The sequence below is a fragment of the Enterobacter sp. BWH52 genome, assembly GCF_001037565.1.
Lineage (GTDB): Bacteria > Pseudomonadota > Gammaproteobacteria > Enterobacterales > Enterobacteriaceae > Enterobacter > Enterobacter hormaechei_C.
Window position 1 is genome coordinate 1,923,016 of sequence record NZ_KQ089854.1, and the last position, 19,326, is coordinate 1,942,341.

The 19,326-nt window shown below is 55.7% G+C and carries 19 protein-coding genes; 3 read left to right on the forward strand and 16 right to left on the reverse strand.

Features of this window, described 5'->3' with window-relative positions; genetic code table 11:
* Window positions 1–35: 35 nt before the first annotated feature.
* Window positions 36–896 carry a pyridoxal kinase PdxY gene (gene pdxY, locus SK47_RS09130; RefSeq protein WP_003857599.1) on the forward strand — a complete coding sequence of 287 codons (861 nt, stop codon included), beginning with the start codon at window positions 36–38 and terminating at the stop codon, window positions 894–896.
* Between the two features lie 90 nt (window positions 897–986).
* On the opposite strand, the gene gstA is transcribed toward pdxY, so the two are convergent.
* The 12 genes from gstA to blr all read right to left on the reverse strand — a co-directional run bounded on the left by gstA (window position 987) and on the right by blr (window position 11,171).
* Window positions 987–1,592, reverse strand: a complete 606-nt coding sequence (gstA, locus tag SK47_RS09135; RefSeq protein ID WP_003857598.1) for a glutathione transferase GstA — start codon at window positions 1,590–1,592, stop codon at window positions 987–989.
* A 105-nt stretch (window positions 1,593–1,697) separates the two neighbouring features.
* Window positions 1,698–3,206: a dipeptide/tripeptide permease DtpA gene (gene dtpA, locus SK47_RS09140; protein ID WP_003857596.1), complete on the reverse strand. Its 1,509-nt coding sequence runs from the start codon at window positions 3,204–3,206 to the stop codon at window positions 1,698–1,700.
* A gap of 613 nt (window positions 3,207–3,819) precedes the next feature.
* Window positions 3,820–4,455 (reverse strand): endonuclease III, encoded by a 636-nt coding sequence (gene nth, locus SK47_RS09145; protein ID WP_003857594.1) that lies wholly within the window; start codon window positions 4,453–4,455, stop codon window positions 3,820–3,822.
* Complete coding sequence (locus SK47_RS09150; RefSeq protein ID WP_003857592.1) at window positions 4,452–5,138, reverse strand: electron transport complex subunit E; 687 nt, start codon at window positions 5,136–5,138, stop codon at window positions 4,452–4,454. Before SK47_RS09150 ends, nth begins: the two co-directional genes overlap by 4 nt.
* Before the next feature lie 2 nt (window positions 5,139–5,140).
* Complete coding sequence (gene rsxG / locus SK47_RS09155) at window positions 5,141–5,761, reverse strand: electron transport complex subunit RsxG (RefSeq protein ID WP_003857590.1); 621 nt, start codon at window positions 5,759–5,761, stop codon at window positions 5,141–5,143.
* A gap of 10 nt (window positions 5,762–5,771) precedes the next feature.
* Window positions 5,772–6,824 carry an electron transport complex subunit RsxD gene (gene rsxD / locus SK47_RS09160; RefSeq protein ID WP_003857588.1) on the reverse strand — a complete coding sequence of 351 codons (1,053 nt, stop codon included), beginning with the start codon at window positions 6,822–6,824 and terminating at the stop codon, window positions 5,772–5,774.
* Window positions 6,825–8,846 carry an electron transport complex subunit RsxC gene (rsxC, locus tag SK47_RS09165; RefSeq protein ID WP_048243969.1) on the reverse strand — a complete coding sequence of 674 codons (2,022 nt, stop codon included), beginning with the start codon at window positions 8,844–8,846 and terminating at the stop codon, window positions 6,825–6,827.
* Window positions 8,839–9,417 (reverse strand): electron transport complex subunit RsxB, encoded by a 579-nt coding sequence (gene rsxB, locus SK47_RS09170; protein WP_003857583.1) that lies wholly within the window; start codon window positions 9,415–9,417, stop codon window positions 8,839–8,841. Before rsxB ends, rsxC begins: the two co-directional genes overlap by 8 nt.
* Window positions 9,417–9,998, reverse strand: coding sequence for an electron transport complex subunit RsxA (rsxA, locus tag SK47_RS09175; protein WP_003857582.1), 582 nt, complete (start codon window positions 9,996–9,998; stop codon window positions 9,417–9,419). The genes rsxB and rsxA overlap by 1 nt, the downstream gene beginning before the upstream one ends.
* Window positions 9,999–10,074: 76 nt before the next feature.
* Window positions 10,075–10,515 carry a DUF2569 domain-containing protein gene (locus SK47_RS09180; protein ID WP_048243971.1) on the reverse strand — a complete coding sequence of 147 codons (441 nt, stop codon included), beginning with the start codon at window positions 10,513–10,515 and terminating at the stop codon, window positions 10,075–10,077.
* 85 nt (window positions 10,516–10,600) lie between these two features.
* Complete coding sequence (ydgT, locus tag SK47_RS09185) at window positions 10,601–10,816, reverse strand: transcription modulator YdgT (RefSeq protein WP_000217941.1); 216 nt, start codon at window positions 10,814–10,816, stop codon at window positions 10,601–10,603.
* A 229-nt stretch (window positions 10,817–11,045) separates the two neighbouring features.
* Window positions 11,046–11,171 carry a division septum protein Blr gene (gene blr / locus SK47_RS09190; protein ID WP_151884424.1) on the reverse strand — a complete coding sequence of 42 codons (126 nt, stop codon included), beginning with the start codon at window positions 11,169–11,171 and terminating at the stop codon, window positions 11,046–11,048.
* Between the two features lie 239 nt (window positions 11,172–11,410).
* On the opposite strand from blr, the gene SK47_RS09195 reads away from it, so the two are divergent.
* Window positions 11,411–12,451 (forward strand): oxidoreductase, encoded by a 1,041-nt coding sequence (locus tag SK47_RS09195; RefSeq protein ID WP_048243973.1) that lies wholly within the window; start codon window positions 11,411–11,413, stop codon window positions 12,449–12,451.
* Window positions 12,452–12,507: 56 nt separating this feature from the next.
* Here the strand turns inward: SK47_RS09195 and add are convergent, their stop codons facing one another.
* From add to malX, 3 genes are all read right to left on the reverse strand, one after another.
* Window positions 12,508–13,506 (reverse strand): adenosine deaminase, encoded by a 999-nt coding sequence (gene add / locus SK47_RS09200; protein ID WP_015570661.1) that lies wholly within the window; start codon window positions 13,504–13,506, stop codon window positions 12,508–12,510.
* Window positions 13,507–13,602: 96 nt separating this feature from the next.
* Window positions 13,603–14,775, reverse strand: coding sequence for a MalY/PatB family protein (locus tag SK47_RS09205; protein WP_048243975.1), 1,173 nt, complete (start codon window positions 14,773–14,775; stop codon window positions 13,603–13,605).
* A 50-nt stretch (window positions 14,776–14,825) separates the two neighbouring features.
* Window positions 14,826–16,418, reverse strand: coding sequence for a maltose/glucose-specific PTS transporter subunit IIBC (malX, locus tag SK47_RS09210; protein ID WP_023324552.1), 1,593 nt, complete (start codon window positions 16,416–16,418; stop codon window positions 14,826–14,828).
* Between the two features lie 179 nt (window positions 16,419–16,597).
* Between malX and SK47_RS09215 the strand changes: the two genes are divergently transcribed.
* Window positions 16,598–17,626, forward strand: a complete 1,029-nt coding sequence (locus SK47_RS09215; RefSeq protein ID WP_003857568.1) for a Mal regulon transcriptional regulator MalI — start codon at window positions 16,598–16,600, stop codon at window positions 17,624–17,626.
* A gap of 101 nt (window positions 17,627–17,727) precedes the next feature.
* Here the strand turns inward: SK47_RS09215 and SK47_RS09220 are convergent, their stop codons facing one another.
* The gene (locus SK47_RS09220; RefSeq protein ID WP_023324553.1) at window positions 17,728–19,254 is read right to left on the reverse strand and encodes a YdgA family protein; all 1,527 of its coding nucleotides are present in this window, start codon (window positions 19,252–19,254) and stop codon (window positions 17,728–17,730) included.
* Window positions 19,255–19,326 lie beyond the last annotated feature (72 nt).

Sequence of the window (19,326 nt, forward strand, 5' to 3'; positions counted from 1 at the left end):
CCCCTTTTGTTTTGACAGGGTTTGGTAAGTACAACATGAAGAACATCCTCGCCATTCAGTCCCACGTTGTGTTTGGACATGCTGGCAACAGCGCTGCGGAATTCCCGATGCGCCGCCTCGGCGTTAATGTCTGGCCCCTCAATACCGTCCAGTTTTCGAATCACACCCAGTACGGTAAATGGACCGGCTGCGTGATGCCGCCGTCGCATCTGACGGAAATCGTTCAGGGGATTGCGGATATCGACCAGCTTAAACGCTGCGATGCCGTACTGAGCGGCTATCTGGGATCGGCGGAGCAGGGGGAGCACATCCTCGGCATTGTGCGCCAGGTGAAAGCGGCAAACCCCGCGGCGAAATATTTCTGCGATCCGGTGATGGGACATCCGGAAAAAGGCTGCATCGTAGCGCCGGGCGTTGCGGAGTTTCATGTCCGTCATGCATTGCCCGCCAGCGATATTATTGCCCCCAACCTGATTGAACTGGAGATCCTCAGCGAGCATCCGGTTAACAGCGTAGAAGAGGCTGTAAGCGCCTCTCGCGAGCTGATCGCCCAGGGGCCAGAGATTGTACTGGTGAAACACCTGGCACGCGCAGGGTTGAGCCAGGACCGTTTTGAGAAGCTGCTGGTGACGAAGGATGAAGCCTGGCATATCAGTCGACCGCTAGTGGATTTCGGTACACGTCAGCCTGTCGGGGTCGGGGATGTGACCAGCGGTTTGCTGCTGGTGAAACTATTGCAAGGCGCGAGCCTGCGCGATGCGCTGGAGCACGTCACCGCAGCCGTTTATGAAATCATGATTGCGACGAAGACGATGCAGGAATATGAGCTCCAGGTCGTCGCGGCACAGGATCGCATCGCGAAGCCGGAGCACTATTTTAGCGCAACGCAGCTATAGACACTGCCCGGCGGCGCTGCGCTTGCACGGGCCTACGGAATTTGTAGGCCGGGTAAGCGTCAGCGCCACCCGGCTCCCCAGGCCGCTCCGTTAATTCAACCCTTCCGCTTTCAGCGCCGCCGCCACCGCAGGACGCTCCGCCACGCGCGTCATATACGAGGCGACATGGTCTAATCCTTCCATGTTCAACTTAACCGCGCGCGCCCAGCGCAGAACGGTAAACAGATAGGCATCGGCGATAGTGAAACGCGAGCCACAGATCCACTGGTCGTCTTTCAGCGCGTCGTTAACGTACTGCAACTTTTTCTCCAGCAGCGCGCGCACGGTAGGTTTGTACTCTTCTGGCGTGTCCGGGCGGAACAGGGGCGTAAAGCCTTTGTGCAGTTCGGTGGCAATATAGTTCAGCCACTCCAGCGTCTTATAACGCGCAATGCTGCCGGTGGGGGCAAGGAGCTGACGATCCGGTACGTTGTCCGCCAGGAATTGCATAATCGCCACCCCTTCGGTCAGCAGGGTGCCATCATCCAGCAGCAGGGCCGGAACCTGCCCTTTTGGGTTAATCGCAAAAAAGTCATCCCCGTTTTCCAGGCGCTTTTTCATCAGGTCAACGCCGTCCAGCGTGAAATCTTTACCGCTCTCGCGAAGCGTAATATGGGAAGCAAGAGAGCAGGCGCCCGGTTTATAGAACAGTTTCATCGGTAACTCCTTTTTGCTGAGGTTCCAGCTATGTTAGTGCGCGTTCGGATAAAAAAAAAGCCGCTAATCAATTAGCGGCTTCTGTTCAGTCGTTTCCCGATGACATTACGCGTTCGCGGTTTTAATCGCTTTAGCGGATTTGTCGTCGTCCTGCGTCATACGATTCAGTTTAGGTGCGGTCAGCAGCATCAGTACGGCAATCACGGCGGTCGCGATACCAATTTGCATGAACACGGTGCCGTAGACATTCAGGGAAACCAGCGGGTCGGTAACGTTGTCTGGTACCGCCATCAGGTTCGCAATCTTACCTGCGATGATGGCCGCGCCAGCGGTAGTCAGGAACCAGCTACCCATGATGAAGCCCATCAGACGCTGAGGGACCAGCTGCGCAACCATCGCCAGGCCCAGACCGGAGATCATCAGTTCACCGATGGATTGCAGCGCATAGCTCAGGATCAGCCAGTTTACAGACACGATACCCGCGTCGGTCGCGAATTTCGTCCCCAGCGGCAGCACCAGGAATGCGCCAGAGCACAGCACCATACCGATAGCGAACTTGTGCGGCATAGGCAGACGGTCGCCCATCTTGTTATAGATAGCGGCCAGAATCGGGCTACCAATCATGATCCAGAACGGGTTCAGGGCCTGATACTGCTCCGGCTCGAACGCGATACCGAGGATGGAGTGCTCAACGTTGCGGATAGCGAAGAAGTTCAGAGACGTTGGCATCTGGCTGTACAGAACGAAGAAGATGATTGCTTCCAGCATCAGAATGAACGCCACAATCATCTTACGACGTGCCGCACCCTGCATCGCGAAGGCTTCTTTCGCGAAGATAATCACGATACCCAGCGCAACCACGCCCAGTACGGCACGTGCAACGCCCTGGTTATGCAGCAGCCAGGTGGCGACAGCGGCCAGGATCACGATGCCGACGATGGTTGCCAGCAGTTTGCCCATGTGCACGGGTTCGAAGTCTGGTTTTGAACCATAGTCTTTAACCCAGCTACGGCAGAACAGGAAGTTCACAACGGTGATCAGCATACCCACGAAGCTCAGCGCAAACGCTACGCTCCAGCCGAATTTTGCGGCCAGCCATGGGGTTGCCAGCATAGAGAAGAAGGAGCCGATGTTGATGGACATGTAGTACATGGTAAATGCACCGTCCAGACGTGGGTCATCTTTGCTGTAGCAGGTAGAGAGCAGGGAAGATGGGTTCGCCTTGAAGAGGCCGTTACCTACCGCGATGGTAGCCATGCCCATGTAAACCACACCTGCATCGTGCCCGGACCAGGCAACCAGCCCATAGCCAATCGCCAGAACAACGGCGCCCAGCATAATGACTCGTTTAGTACCGAGGACTTTATCGCCTAACCAGCCGCCGATAGCGACGAGGCCATACACCAGGGCGCTGAAGGAAGAGAATAGCGTGATGGAATCGGCTTCAGACATACCCAGCTGTTTAACCAGGTAAACCGCCATGATCCCTTGCAGGCCGTAGTAGCCAAAACGTTCCCATAATTCGATAGAGAAAATGAGATAGAACGCTTTAGGCTGTTTGAAAGCGTTAAGACTTACGCTCTCATCTGTTGGTTTATTGTTTGCAGTAGACACATATACCTCTTTTTTTACATCCCATATTAACGGGGGTGTTCATAGCGTGATGACCGTAGTACATCCGCTTTATAGTTATATTGGGAGGGGAAACGGCGGGTAATGTTCACTATCCAGCCCCATCTGGCAATACGTTTGTAATAATCTGTTACATATAACTCTGGCGGTATAATCATCGGTTCACGCAAATGTTATGCAGCTTTAAATTTCATTGGTTGAAAATTAGTGGTTTTTTTGACTGTGAGCGACCCTGTTTAATGGCTGTATGGCGATATGTTCTGCTATTTCGGGTGATTGGCAGTGATATAGCCCATGTTCTGAAAAATGACTGGTCTTATGTGCGGTGTTGAATAGACGAAATCTTGTCTGACAAAGGGGTTGGGCGGGTTTTAACAACAAAAATCCAACATCAGGTTATCAGAGTGATCGCGATCACAGATGTATAGAAATTTTTGGTGATGAAAAAACTATTAACCTGTTTGAGTGTTAAATGACCGAAGAATCGACAATGCGTAAAGGAGAAAGAGAGGGCAATTTATGGTCAATCGAGAAGATATCAGAGCCCTTGTTAATTCTAAGGGCTTGAACAGGTAAGAAGTAAGGTGGTTTACGCTCAGGGATAGACTTTTTCTTTGTATTCGCAGAGATCTTCGATAATGCAGGAACCGCAGCGTGGCTTACGGGCAATACAGGTATACCGTCCGTGCAGGATCAGCCAGTGGTGGCAGTCCACCTTAAATTCCGCAGGAACGACTTTTAACAGCTTCTCTTCAACCTCTTCCACGTTTTTACCCGGCGCGAAACGGGTGCGATTTGAGACGCGGAAGATATGGGTATCCACGGCGATGGTCGGCCAGCCAAACGCCGTGTTCAGCACCACATTTGCCGTTTTACGCCCGACGCCCGGCAACGCTTCCAGCGCGGCGCGATCTTCAGGGACTTCACCGCCGTGCTTCTCCAGCAGGATCCGGCAGGTCTTAATGACGTTTTCGGCCTTGCTGTTAAACAGGCCAATGGTCTTGATATAGGATTTCACACCTTCAACGCCCAGCTCCAGCATGGCCTGCGGCGTATTGGCGACAGGGTAGAGCAGGGCAGTGGCTTTATTGACGCTCACGTCCGTCGCCTGTGCAGAGAGCAGCACCGCGATCAACAGTTCAAACGGCGAGTTAAAGTTCAGCTCTGTCGTTGGATGAGGATTCTCATCGCGCAGGCGCGTCAGGATCGCAATGCGTTTCTCTTTATTCATACTGCTTTCTCGGGGATCCCTTCCTGTACGCTGCGTTCAGCGGCGCGGCGTTTACGTTTTTCATCAATCAGGTATTTTAACGCCAGCATCATCCCAAGGCCAATGAAGGCGCCAGGAGGTAGCATGGCCAGCAGGAACGGGGTGTCCGTATGGAACACCTCAATACGCAGCGACTTCGCCCAGCCGCCAAGCAGCGCGTCCGCACCGTCGAAGAGCGTACCGTTGCCCAAAATTTCACGCAGAGAGCCGAGGACGAACATGGCGGCAGTCGCGCCCATGCCGATGGAAAACCCATCCAGCGCGGATATGGCCGGATTGTTTTTCACCGCGAAGGCTTCAGCGCGGCCTACGACAATACAGTTAGTCACGATAAGCGGAATGAAGATCCCGAGCGACTGGTACAGGCCAAATGCGTAGGCGTTAATCAGCATTTGCACGACGCTGACCACCGACGCAATGATCATGACATAAATCGGAATACGGATTTCTGACGGCGTCCAGCGGCGCAAAACAGAAATGGAAAAGTTAGTCAGGGTCAGCACCAGCGTGGTCGCCAGCCCCAGCCCGAGCGCGTTGGTGGCGGTAGACGTCACCGCCAGCAGCGGACATAGCCCCAGCAGCTGCACCAGCGCGGAGTTGTTCTTCCAGAGACCCTGGACGATAACCTCTTTAACCTGGCTCATGGTCACTCCTCACAGGTGGAAAGATGATTGATCTGCGCGGGCAGCGTTTCGGCATACAGCCCGGCGCGCTTTACGGCGTTGACCACCGCGCGCGGGGTAATCGTGGCACCCGTGAACTGGTCAAATTCGCCGCCATCTTTTTTCACCGCGAAAGCAGGATCGTCCTCGCCATGAATCATCTTTCCGGCGAAGTGTAAGATCCAGTCGCTTAAGCGTGTTTCAATTTTGTCGCCAAGGCCCGGCGTTTCGTGATGCTCCGTCACGCGCGTACCCAGTACGGTGCCGGAAAAATCGCTGCCCACCAGCAGCTGAATCGCACCGGAGTAACCGTCCGGCGCGGTGGCTTCCATGACGGCGCCCACGGGGTTATCGCCCTTGCGGGCAATATAAACGCGATGGGGTCCTTTACCAAGCTGCGGAGCCTGCACGACAAAGCAGCTTTTTTGCAGGTCATTATCGTAGAGATCGGATGGGATCACCTGATCGAACAGCGCTTTTTGCTGCTTCATTGCCTGCTCTGCAATGGTGGTTTTCGTCAGTTCATTTACCAGCGCGGTCAGCCCGGTGAGGGCGGCGGCGAAGATCGCCAGCGTGACGCCGTGTTTTTGCATTGTCTTTAGCATGGCGCGACCCTTAGCGATGACCGTACACGCGTGGACGCGTGTAGTAGTCGATGAGCGGAACGGTGATGTTAGCCAGCAGCACGGCAAATGCCACGCCGTCCGGATAGCCGCCAAAGCTGCGAATAAGCCAGACCAGCAAGCCTGCCAGCGCGCCGAAAATCAGACGACCACGGTTGGTGGTAGAGGCGGTGACCGGATCGGTCAGAATAAAGAATGCCCCGAGCATGGTCGCGCCGGAGAGCAGATGGAGCTGCGGGCTGGCCAGTGACTCAGGTGAGATAACCCAGCCGAGCGTCGAGCAGACGGCCAGCGTCACCAGGAAGCTCACCGGAATATGCCAGCGGATCGCCTTCTGTTGCAGCAGGAACGCGCCACCCAACAGGTAGGCCAGATTGACCCACTGCCAGCCAGCACCTGCCAGTACGCCGCTGTAAATAGACGATTTCATCACCTGCTCCACGCTTTGTCCGGCACGCAGGGAGGTTTTGAAGGTATCGAGCGGAGTGGCCTGACTGATGCCGTCCACGCCCATGCGAAGCGCGTTCATATCTGCGCCCAGCGCGGTGTGGCCGGTAAAGATAACGTGCAGGGCATCCATAAAGCCGGGCACCGTGGCGGCGATCTCATGCGGCGGCAGCCAGCTGGTCATCTGTACCGGGAAGGAGATCAGCAGTACTACGTAGCCAATCATCGCCGGGTTAAACGGGTTATGGCCCAGCCCGCCGTACAGCTGCTTGGCGATGATCACCGCAAACACCGTTCCCAATACCACCATCCACCACGGGGCGAACGGGGGAATGCTGATGGCCAGTAACAGGCCGGTCAACAGGGCGGAGTTATCGCTCAGGATGCGAGTCACCTCCATTTTGCGCAGCTTCAGGATCGCGGCTTCCGCTGCGACGGCACTGGCGCAACCCAGAACTAACTGGAAAAGCGTACCCCAGCCGAAAAACCAACACTGTACGGCAATACCTGGCAGCGCGGCCAGGCACACCAGCATCATAATACGCGATGTCTGGCGCTGGTTATGGGTATAAGGGGAACTTGCAATTCTGAAAACCATTTAATCCTCGTTAACGGCTTGCTGCGCGGCTTTCTTTGCCTGAACGCGCGCAATCGCGGCGGCGACTGCGGCTTTGCGTGGATCGTCATTAGCGGCCGCAGGCAGTTCGTCCTGCTGTGCCGCTTTTCGTGCTTTGGCACGGGCGATGGCCGCTTCAACGGCGGCTTTACGCGGATCGACAGGGGCTTCACTCTCTTCGGCAGGTTGTAGCTGTGCCGCTTTACGTGCTTTGGCGCGGGCGATAGCGGCTTCAACGGCCGCCTTGCGCGGATCCGTCGCTTCCTGTTCAACCACCACTGTCTGCTGACCGGCTTTGCGGGCTTTTGCCCTGGCAATAGCCGCTTCCACCGCCGCTTTACGCGGGTCGATGTCGGCTTCCGGTTTGGCGTTTTGCGCTTTCTCCGCCTGACGCGCGCGTGCTTCGGCTTTCCGCGCTTCGCGGGCTGCAATCGCTTCGCTGTTGTCCGGTTTTTCTCCCGGAGCGATCACAACCGTCTGGGCGGCGGTGGCTTTCTTCTCGCGTACGCGGGCCAGGGCTGCGTTAATGGCATCCTGATCTTTCGCCGCAGGCTGCACGGCAGCCTGCTTATGGCGTTCCTGACGGGCTTGTTTCTCGCGCTCCAGTCGCGCCTGGCGCGCTTCAAAGCGGGCCTTCGCTTCAGCGGCACGTTTTTCTTCCATGGAGATGGCGTAGATTTCAGCTTTCTCCTGACGGAAATACTGCACCAGCGGAATATTGCTTGGGCAGACCCAGGCGCAGGCACCGCATTCAATACAGTCAGCCAGGTTATGCGCTTGGGCTTTATCGTGCAGCTGGCCTTTGCTGTACCAATACAACTGCTGCGGCAGTAAATCTGCCGGGCATGCGTCCGCACAGGCGCTACAGCGTATGCAACCTTTCTCTTCCTGCGTTTCGCCCATCTCCGTCAGGGAAGGGGCGAGCAGGCAGTTGGTAATCTTCATCACCGGCACATCAAGCCACGGCAGGGTAAAGCCCATCAGCGGGCCGCCCATAATGACCAGTTGATCGCTACCCGGGCAGAAGCCAGCCTGTTCCAGCAGATGACGCACCGGCGTACCCAGACGCGCCCAGATGTTGCCGGGACGGGAGACGGACTCGCCGGTCAGCGTGACGACGCGCTCGGTCAATGGCTCGCCGTCAATCACCGCACGTTTCACCGCGTAGGCAGTCCCCACGTTTTGCATCAGCACGCCGATGTCGGACGAACGGCCTCCGTGGGGGACCTGTTTTCCGGTCAGGATCTGCGTCAGCTGTTTTGCCCCACCGGACGGATATTTGGTCGGGATCACGCGCAGGGCGATATCATGGCTGTCCGCCAGTACCGCACGCAGCATCGAAATGGCCTGCGGTTTATTGTCCTCAATACCGATCAGCACTTCGCGGGGTTGCAGGATATGCGCAAGAATGCGAATACCTTCCACCACCTGCGCGGCACAGTCCTGCATCAGACGGTCATCGGCGGTGATGTACGGTTCGCACTCGGCGGCATTGATGATCAGCGTTTCGATTTTATCGCCGCCGCCGTGAAGCTTAGCGCCGGTCGGGAAGCCTGCGCCCCCCAGACCCGCCACGCCGAACTGATGAATGCGTTCAATCAGCGCTTCACGGCTGTGGGAACGGTAGTCGCTCCAGCCGTCACGCTCGATCCAGCGGTCTTCACCATCGGCTTCAATGATCACGCTCAGCTCAGACAACGCCGACGGATGGGCAACGGTATGGGGGGCAACAGCCACCACCTTACCGGAAGTCGGGGCATGTATCGGCAACATCCGTCCGCGACCAAAGGTCAGCGGCTGGCCGCGAAGAACGCTATCGCCTTCTTTCACGCACAATTCGCCTTCCGCGCCGATATGCTGTTTCAGGGGCATAACGTAACGGGTCGCCAGCGGGATCTGGCGCAGCGGCGTGCCGTTAGACTGCGATTTCATCTCAGGCGGATGAATGCCGCCGTCGAAATCCCAGATCTTCTCTTTTCTGAAGGCAGAAAATAACTTAAGCATGTTGTTCCACAGGAATATTGCGAACCGGAATGGTCTGAAGGTCCCACTTCCAGTTTTCGGTAGTCGTTTCAACCGGGCGTAGTTCTATACACTGCGTCGGGCAGGGCGCCACGCAGAGATTACAGCCGGTGCACAGATCCGCCACAACGGTATGCATCGCGCGCGTTGCGCCCACAATGGCGTCAACAGGACACGCCTGAATACATTTTGTGCAGCCAATGCAGTTGGCTTCGTCGATAACAGCAAGGGCACGAACAGGCTCCTGGGCCTGTTCATCGCCGTCGACAGGCTGGGGATCGACGTTCAGCAGGGCAGCTATTTTAAGCATGACCGCTTCGCCACCCGGCGCGCAGCGGTTGATCTTTTCTCCCTGCACGCCCACCGCCTCAGCGTAAGGGCGGCAGCCAGGGTAGCCGCACTGCCCGCACTGGCTCTGGGGTAAAAGTTCATCAATTTTTTCAACCACCGGATCGTCCTCCACCGCAAACCGGCGGGAGGCGTAACCCAGAATGATGCCAAAGACGAGTCCCAGCACGCTGATGGACGCGATGGCAATCCAGATAGCACTCATTACAACTTCACCAGACCACTAAAGCCCATAAAGGCCAGAGACATTAAACCTGCGGTCACCAGAGCGATGGCGTTACCGCGAAACGGCGCGGGAATATCCGCCGCGGCCAGACGCTCGCGAATCGAGGCGAACAGGACCATAACAAAAGAAAAACCGACCGCGGCGGAAAAACCATACAGCGCCGATTGCAGGAAATTATGCCCAAGGTTGATATTCAGTAGCGCCACGCCCAGCACCGCACAGTTAGTAGTGATGAGGGGCAGAAAAATACCCAACAGGCGATACAGGGCAGGGCTGGTTTTCCGCACCACCATTTCGGTAAATTGCACCACGACCGCAATGACCAGAATAAAGGCCAAAGTGCGCAGGTAGAGCATGTCGAGCGGGATTAGGATCCAGGTATCAATCAGCCATGCGCAAATGGAGGCCATCGTCATCACGAAGGTGGTTGCCAGCCCCATGCCCATTGCCGTCTCCAGCTTTTTGGAGACGCCCATAAACGGGCACAGGCCAAGGAACTTCACCAGTACGAAGTTATTCACCAGCACAGTTCCGACAAAGAGCAGTAAGTAATCGGTCATTATTTAGCCTGAAATAAAATAGCCGCCTATTATCGGATAAACGACAACAGGCCACAACAGGTTAACTGTAAGGTTATTACGGGTTGACAAAGGTCTTCTTAACGCGCGTCGAACGCTTGAAATAAGGGACCAGAAGCGCCGACGCCAGTAGCGGAAACAGTAACTGGCGAACCGCCAGCGCGTCAGACACAGGCGAGAAAGCGAACGCTTTGACAGCCAGCAGCACGGAGACCAGCAGCCAGATAATGTAATGCTTTGGCACGCTTTTGCGGCGTTTGAAGAAGGCGATAGTCAGCCACAGCGTGTAGTACCACATCGCGATCGCGAAAACGAACGACACAAACCACGTCGCAATATTGAGCGCACTCTGGGACATCAGTGTCTGGATAGCATGAGGCGTAACCAGTGCGGTGGTGTAAAGCAACAGCGCCAGTGAAGCGCTTAGTAATGCCACCAGCAGCCATGCCAGCGGGGCGATTAACCAGCCCCCAATTCTCTCTCCAGGCAATGCGGTCATACGCTCTCCCATAGTCTGCGCGAAATGTTATACAGAAATTTGCAGGGCGGAGAGTATATAACATTTCACGCCGAAGGCTACTTTCTTATACAACGTAACGCCATACGGATTTAGGCACTTCCCCCACATTGAACAGACGACCGCCAGAGACCAGTTCGGCGCGACGATGGTCAGCAGCGCGGTACATATTGATGATGTCCTGATTATCCGACAGCGTGTAGTTCAGATGGTCAAACAGTTTTTCCAGGCTTTCAAGGGAATTGATCTTGCGAAATTTTAATAAATAGTCCTGAACTGTCATATTAATAAGTTTCCATATAAAAGGGTAATACCCATAAAGGTAATGCGTTCGAATAATAAACGGATTAATAAAGACGTAAACTGTCCACTCGGGTAACGCGACGAAATTAGGAGTTTTCTTTGCGAAGAATCAGGCATCAGGAGATGCCTGAAAGAGAAGGGTAACCCCGTTCATTACGGCTGGCAATATTTTCCATGACGTAATGTGTCACGCTTTATGACGACACGGCTTACTTTTGTTGTGCGACAGTCACAGGCTCCGGCGGCTGGTAGTTATCGATATGGCTGGCAATGCCGAGCAACACGACTGAAACCCCAAGGACAATCCATCCCGCTAATTCAATGATTCGATTAATTATTGACGTCATAATTTGTGTTTGTAATTTATCCATAAATACAGATTACAAATGTTACAGCGCCCTTTTCTTCAGAGCAAGCGCTTTGGGAACGATTCCCCGGCCCCCTATGCGCACTTTAATGCGAGGTAACAAAAAACGCTGTCGTGAGATGCTATTTTAACTCACAGGGCACATTATTAATGTGTGCGTTAAGCACAAGGCCAGTGATAAATAAGCGCACAGCGAGGGGGCAAACGATGAGTGAAAACATCCGCGTCGGTCTTATTGGCTACGGGTACGCAAGCAAAACCTTTCATGCACCGCTGGTTGCCGGCACGCCGGGAATGGAACTGGCGGCCATCACAAGCAGCGATGAGACTAAGGTCCGCGCCGACTGGCCAGCTGTGCCGGTGGTAACGGAGCCTAAGCATCTGTTTAACGATCCTAATATTGACCTTATTGTCATTCCTACCCCTAACGACACTCATTTCCCCCTGGCGAAAGCGGCGCTGGAGGCAGGCAAACATGTTGTTGTCGATAAGCCCTTCACCGTGACGTTGTCACAGGCGCGCGAGCTGGATGCGCTGGCGCGAAGTCTGGGTGGGTTATTATCGGTCTTTCACAACCGGCGCTGGGACAGCGATTTCCTGACGGTCAAAGCGCTGCTCAACGAAGGCACGCTCGGCGAAATTGCCTTTTTTGAGTCGCACTTCGATCGTTATCGTCCGCAGGTGCGAGATCGCTGGCGCGAGCAGGCGGGACCGGGCAGCGGCATCTGGTATGACTTAGCGCCGCATCTTCTCGATCAGGCCGTTCATCTGTTTGGTCTGCCCGTAAGCATGACGGTCGATTTAGCGCAGCTCAGGCCGGGGGCGCAGACCACCGACTATTTCCATGCCATTTTGAGTTATCCGCAGCGGCGCATTGTGCTGCACGGGACAATGCTTGCGGCGGCGGAATCGGCCCGCTATATCATTCATGGGGCGCGCGGCAGCTATGTGAAGTTCGGCCTGGATCCGCAGGAAGAGCGCCTCAAAAATGGCGAACGCTTACCGCAGGAGGACTGGGGCTACGACATGCGCGACGGGGTGGTGACGCGTGCGGAGGGTGAGGCGCTGGTTGAAGAGACGGTATTGACCCTGCCGGGGAACTATCCGGCGTATTACGCCGCCATTCGTGACGCGCTGAACGGTTCAGGTGAAAATCCGGTTCCCGCAAGCCAGGCAATCCAGATTATGGAGCTCATTGAGCTGGGGATCGAATCTGCCAAACATCGCGCAACGCTCTGTCTGGCATAAGTGCCAAACGCTTTCGTAGGCCGGGTAAGCGCAGCGCCACCCGGCAGTAAAGAGGACTACTGAGCAACTTTATCGCGCAGCGCCTGTTTCTCTTCAGGCGTCAGGAAGGCGATCTCCAGCCCGTTGATTTGCGCCTGACGGATCTGCTCGCGGCTCAGCCCGGCCTGCGGCGCGGCGATGTTGTATTCGTGAATAATATCCACGCCCTGAACCGCCGGATCGTCCGTGTTCAGTGAAGCCAGCACCCCGTGTTCAAGGAAGGTTTTCAGCGGGTGTTGCGCCAGCGATGCCACTGTACTGGTCTGAATATTGGAGGTCAGGCAGGATTCGATTCCAATACGTTGTTCGGCGAGGAAATCCATCAGCGCGCGATCTTCAATGGCTTTCACGCCGTGACCAATACGTTCCGCACCCAGTTCACGAATGGCCTGCCAGATGCTTTCCGGCCCCGCGGCTTCGCCTGCATGAACGGTAATATGCCATCCTGCATCACGTGCGCGGTTGAAATGAGACAGGAACAGGCTGCCCGGGAAGCCCAGCTCGTCACCGGCCAGGTCGATGGCGGTGATCTGGTCGCGATGCGCCAGTAATGCTTCCAGCTCCTGAAGACAGGCCGCTTCACCGAAGGTACGGCTCATAATGCCGATCAAACGCGCCTGAACGTCAAAGGTTTTGCAGCCTTCACGCACGCCTTCAATGACCGCTTCAACCACGCCCGCTACGGGGAGATTGTGGGTCATCGCCATATAGCCCGGGGAGAAACGCAGTTCGACATAGTGCAGGCCGTTGCGCGCGGCATCTTCGATGTTTTCAAAGGCGACACGGCGACAGGCATCGACCGAGGCCAGCATCTTCACGCCCCAGTCGAGCTTGCTCAGAAAGCTCACCAGATCCGGTTCGTTCGACGTGACCTGAACATGGGGGATCAGGGTTTCAAGCGTTTCGGCAGGGAGGGTTAAATTGAACTGGCGACCAAGATCGAGAATGGTTTGGGCACGAATGTTGCCGTCAAGGTGGCGGTGAATATCGGTTAAAGGCAGGCGTGTATCAATCATGGTCGCACTCTTTGCTGGTTAAAGTGCGCCATATTATAAAAACAAAACGGGGTAAAAAGCTATTTGCGCAAGGGAATATTCCGTTGCGCAAATAATTTACAGCAGCGTGTTGATGCCCGCGATGAGGCGCTGAACGCCCTGTTCAAGCTTACTACGGGGGCAACCCGCGTTCAGACGAACGTAGCCTTTCCCTTCGGCTCCATAGGTATATCCCGGCATGATGGCCACTTTTTGCTGCTCAATAAGCACCTTTTGCAGCGTATTGTCGTCAATACCGAGCGGGCTGAGATCGACCCAGGCCAGATAGGTTGCCTCGGGTGGTTGCCAGCTGAGTGCCGGAAAAGCACTGTTTAATTCGCGAGCAACATACCGCAGATTCTCTTCGAGATAGGTCCGCAGCGCGTCCAGCCAGGGTTCGCCCTGTCGGTAAGCAGCAATATGCGCGGTCAGCGCCAGCACGGAAGGGGAAGAGAGTCCGTCCCGACCTTTTAATGCATTCAGATAGGCGTTACGGCTGGCGTCATCGGCGATAAGCCCCCAGGCGCCCGTCAGCGCCGGAATGTTGAAGCTTTTGGAACCCGAGGTCAGCAGCGCCCATTTACCGTGCGCAACCTCATTCCACGGGGTATGACGATGCTTGCCCCATACCATGTCCATATGAATTTCGTCGCTGATCACCGCTACGTCATAACGTTCACACAGGGCCGCCATTGTGGTCAGCGCCTCCCGAGTCCAGACTTTTCCGGTCGGGTTTTGCGGGCTACACAGCAGCAGAATCGTGTTTTCCGGTTTTGATAGCGCCGCTTCCAGCGAGGCCATATCCCCCTCCCAGCCATGCGCTGTTTTCTGCATCGGCACGGAAACAACGGTACGCTGGTTGCCTTCGATGGCTTTATAAAAGGCATCGTAAGCCGGAGTATGGACCACCACGCCGTCGCCAGGCGAGGACCAGAGGCGGATCAGCTCCGAGACCATATAAATGACCGACGGCCCATACACCACGGTTTCGGTATCAATCTGACTGTTAAAGCGTTGCCGGAACCAGTGCGCCACGGCGGCCAGAAATTCGTCATTTTTCCAGCGACTGTAACCAAACACGCCGTGGTTTATTCGCTGGTGCAGCGCATCGGTAATGCAGGGGGCGGTGGCGAAATCCATATCAGAGATGGTGAAGGGCAGCAGGTCGGCAGCGCCAAAACGGTCAGCGACATAATCCCACTGGGTACACCAGGTGCCGTGTCGATCCACGACGGTTGAAAAATCAAACATGACGGTGCTCCGTAAAGTAAAACCCCCTCATGACGAGGGGGGGCGAGGCATCAGGCTTCGACGGTTCGCATCAGGGTTGCCAGCTCATCCTTCACTGACTGTACCTGCGGGCCAATGACGACCTGCAAATTGTGCTGATTTAACTGTACTACGCCAATAGCCCGGTTAGCTTTAAGTGCGTTGGTATCCACTTTGGACATGTCCGCCACCGACAAACGCAGGCGGGTGATGCAGTTATCCAGAGAGGTAATATTATCCGCACCGCCCAGCGCCGCCAGAATAGCCGGCGTGTTATATCCGGATTTCCCAACGGTACCGGCCACCGCCTGTTCAACGCTGGTGGCCGTATCGGTATCGCGGCCAGGCGTTTTCAGGTTGAAGCGGGTGATGGCGAAGCGGAAGATCCCGTAGTAAACCGCGAACCAGATGGCGGCCACAACCGGCACCAGATACCACTTGGTGGACAGGCCGTGCAGGATACCGAATACCACGAAGTCAATCACGTTACCGTCGGTGTTACCGATGGTCACACCGAGCACAGCCATCACGGTAAAGCCCAGGCCCGTCAGTACGGCGTGGATGAGGTACAGTACCGGTGCCACGAACAGGAACAGGAACTCGATAGGTTCTGTCGTACCGCCCACCACGCAGGCAATAACGCCGGAGATCAGCAGACCTTTAATTTTATGACGATTTTCCGGACGGGCACAGTGGTACATCGCCAGCGCAGCACCCGGCAGGCCGCCGAGGAAGGCAGGCATTTTACCCTGAGAAAGGAAACGCGTCGCACTTTCAGAGAAGCCGTGAGTGGTCGGGCAGCTCAGCTGGGCCTGGAAGATGGTCAGCGCGCCGCTAACGGAATGACCGCAAACGTCCATGGTGCCGCCTGCTTCCGTAAAGCGGATCAGGGCAACCAGGATGTGCTGTAAACCAAACGGTAGCAGCAGACGTTCACCCGTACCGAAAATCATCGGGCCGAAATCACCCGCGCCGTTGATAATGCGGCCAATCCCGGTGATCCCCATGGCAAAAATCGGCCAAATCAGAGGGATGATCAGACCAAACAGACCCATCACAACCAGCGTAATGATTGGCACAAAGCGGGTCCCGCCGAAGAAGGCCAGCGCATCGGGCAGGCGGATGTTGTGGAAGCGCTCGTGCAGCATCCAGATAATCACCCCCGCGATCACGGCTCCAAGAATCCCGGTATCGATGGACTGAATACCAATCACGCTCTGAATGTTATTGGCTTTCAGTACCGCCGCGTCGGTCGTCGGCAGGATCCCTTTGGCGGTCAGCCAGAAGTTAACCGCAAGGTTCATGACCGCATAGCCAACGAAGCCCGCAAACGCCGCCACGCCTTTGTTTTCGCGCGCCAGACCCAGAGGAATGGCGATACAGAACATTACCGGCAGGAAGCTAAAGGCAAACGATCCGACCTTGCTCATCCAGATGAAGATCGCCTGAAGTACCGGATTTCCCAGGAAAGGGATCAGAGTAATGACGTCATGACTGCTTAACGAGCTGCCGATCCCCAGCATAATCCCGCAAAAAGAGAGAAGCGCCACGGGCAGCATAAAGGTTTTACCCAGTTGCTGGAAAAACTCCCACAGCGATATTTTTTGTGCTGCTTTCGTCGTCATAAAACGACTCCTTAAATGGTAGAAAGAGATTTAACGACCTCGATGGGGCGAGAAGATAAAACGTTTTATCAAACTTTAGTGCGCGCTAAATCACATTCTCAGGCTTTTACTGGTAGTATAAAGATAACGTATTGATAAAACGTTTTAGCGATCTCATTATCAAGGAGTCACGCCACCACATGGCTGTAGCGAAAAAGATCACCATCAACGATGTCGCGCTGGCGGCGGGGGTTTCCGTCAGCACCGTTTCGCTGGTATTAAGCGGGAAGGGGCGCATCTCTCCTGCAACGGGTCAGCGCGTCAACGAGGCCGTTGAGCAGTTGGGCTTTGTGCGTAATCGCCAGGCGTCGGCGCTGCGCGGTGGGCAAAGCGGGGTGATAGGGCTGATCGTTCGCGATCTCGCGTCGCCGTTTTATGCAGAACTGACCGCCGGGCTGACCGAGGCGCTTGAAGCGCAGGGGCGAATGGTTTTCCTGCTCCACGGTGGGCGCGAACCGGAGCAACTGCTCTCCAGGCTGGATTTGCTGCTGACGCAAGGGGTGGATGGGGTGATCGTGGCCGGCGCGTCCGGCGTGGGCAGTGAATTGTGTGAGCGCGCGGCGCAGAAAGGCGTACCGCTGGTGTTTGCGTCGCGCGCCAGCTATCTCGACGAAGCCGATACCCTTCGGCCAGATAACATGCAGGCCGCGCAAATGCTGACCGAGCATCTTATTCATCGCGGCCATCAGCGCATCGCCTGGCTCGGCGGTAAAAGCTCGTCCCTGACGCGTGCCGAGCGGGTGGGCGGTTACTGCTCCACGCTCATCAAATATGGCCTGCCGTTTCACAGCGAATGGGTGGTGGAGTGTGAATCCAGCCAGAAAAAAGCCGCGGAAGCCATCGGCACGCTGCTTCGCAACAGCCCGACGATCAGCGCGGTGATTTGCTATAACGACGTTATTGCGATGGGGGCGTGGTTCGGTTTGATCCGCGCCGGACGCCAGAGCGGTGAGGGCGGGGTAGAAACGTTCTTCGGCCATCAGGTGGCGCTGGGGGCGTTTGCAGATGTCGGTGAAAATGCGTTAGACGATCTCCCCATCGTCTGGGCGACGACGCCGGCTCGTGAAATGGGGTACACCCTGGCAGAACGAATTATGCAGCGCATTGAAAATACGGACGTGCAGGCCGGGCATCAGATTGTGGCTGCGCGCTTAGTGACGGTGAAGTAAACGCTTTGCTTGCACGGGCCTACAACGGCTCAGGAGCGGAGGCCGGGTAAGCGTCAGCGCCACCCGGCAATAAAAAACCCCTCATGCGAGGGGTTTTTCGTTTACTGCTGCGGTACTGCCGGCGGCGCAGCCGGTTCGGCCGGTTCAGGCATGCCCAGCGTCGGCATACCAAACATACCGACAAACTCTTCCAGCGGCATTTTGTCGCCGTTGAGCGTCACCTGGCCATTAGCATATTGCAGGCTGGTGGAAATGGTGTTGTCTTCCACCTTCGTGATGCGGAACATCTGGCCCATCGCCGCCAGGCCTTTCACCTGTTGGTTTGCCAGTTTACCTGCATCTTCTTCACCATACCCTTCGAGTTTCGCAATCTGCGTCATGAACTCGGTTGCCATATCCATCGGGATGGTCAGCTTGCTGTCGAGCGATTTCACGCTGCGGTCAACTTCCTGCGCCAGGGTCTGCGGCTCGCCGGTCGTGGCTGCCGGATCCTTCAGGAACAGCGACAGGTTGAAGTTGGTTTCGCCTTTGCCGTTTTTCCAGCTCAGGGGCGCAACGGTAATCACCGGCTCGCCCTTCAGCAGGATCGGCAGGTTATTAAACAGCACCGTCATCGCCTGCTGCTGGTAAGCCTGTGGGTTCTGTTGCAGGGCGGCATCGGTCAGCAGAGCCTGGCTCTCTTTACTGTATTTCTGACTGAATTCGTGCCACGCCTGGCCGTCAATGTTGCCGATTTTCAGGGACAACTTACCGGTACCCAGATCCTGATTCTGTACTTTCAGGCTTTTCAAGCTGTAATCCAGCTGGGTGTTGATGCTTTTACCGTCTTTGGACACGTCAGACTTACCGTCCAGATCCATGCCTTCAAGCACCGCCATCTCTTTGCCTTCGATCGCAATGGCGATCTTATCGAGGCTCAGTTTCTGGTCGCCGATACGCTCATCAAAATCAGTCATACGGCTATTGCCGCTGGCTTTCAGGTTGTTGAAGGTAAGCTGCACCTTCTGGTTATATTCATTGACTGAATTCACCAGGCCGCTGGCGGCATCGCCGGTCAGGGAGACATTCTTGCCGTCGCGATCGGCATCAAGCTGGAAATTACCGCCGCTGAAGGCGACTTTATCAGTGCCTTGTTCGTAATTCAGGGCTTTCAGGTCGATGTCGGAATGCGTATCACCGGCATAGCTGATGCGGGTATTGATCTCAAACGGCGACTCATTTTTCGCCATATCGAAAATCGGCTTCGTCACCTCGTTATTCACCAGTACGGTTCTGGCGGATGCCATAGAGGGGATCAGGTTAAACTTTTTCAACTGCGCCAGCGGGAACGGACCGTGGCTGACCACTTCATCCAGCACCACGCTCTGGCCCGGTTTCAGCCAGGCGTTCTGATTACCCGCAACCGGCTTCACCACCACCTGCATATGGCTGGTAAACACGCCACGCTGGTAGTTCTGATAGCTCAGCTCCAGACCTGCTTCAGGCGCGCTGCGCTTAATCTCGCTGTTTGCCTGCGTCATCATCTCTGCCAGACGGCTTTCCAGCTGTTTCCCGGTATACCAGGAAGCACCCGTCCAGATCACGCCTAAAGCAACAATCACTCCTACCGCTACGACCGATTTTTTCATTGCGATTATCCCTAAAATGAAACCAGGCGGTTAAAACCGCCTGGTGTTACAACGCCTGTTACTAGCTTAGCA